Here is a 446-nt window from a genome sequence, read left to right as displayed (position 1 = left end):
TTCACCGCCTCCGAAGCCGCCAACACCGCCTACCGCGTCGAAATCACCGCCACCTCCACCGATTCCTCATTGCCGCTGTCTTCCTACCTCAACCAGCGCGCAGCGTTTGAAATCCGTCCGCAGGAGGCCGTATTGTCCGAAGTCGCCGCCGCCTTTTCAGCCGGTTCGGACGAGTCTCCGGCGAAACAATGGCAGGGCATTATTACTTCATGCGAGAAGCTGTCCGTATCCAAGGATGAAACCGTTTACCGCTTTGTTTTAGAGCCGCGCTTCGCGGCTTTAAAACATTTCCAATCCTCCCGACTGTTTCAAAACCAATCCGTCCCCGACATCGTTGCCGCCGTCTTCAAACATCACGGCTTCTCCGGTGTCGACTACCGTTTCCAAAAAAGCCGCAGCTACACCGTCCGCGAGTATGTGACCCAGTATCTCGAAAGCGACTTCGC

1 protein-coding gene is annotated in these 446 nt (G+C 56.1%); it reads left to right on the top strand.

Annotated elements, in window-relative coordinates:
- Nucleotides 1–446, top strand: a 446-nt coding sequence (locus tag HMPREF3277_RS11345) for a contractile injection system protein, VgrG/Pvc8 family (RefSeq protein WP_246830811.1), incomplete at both ends; no start/stop codon positions are given.

Origin of the sequence: Neisseria sp. HMSC70E02 (assembly GCF_001838645.1) — a bacterium.
GTDB lineage: Bacteria > Pseudomonadota > Gammaproteobacteria > Burkholderiales > Neisseriaceae > Neisseria > Neisseria macacae.
This window is presented reverse-complemented; position numbering and strand designations above follow the sequence as displayed.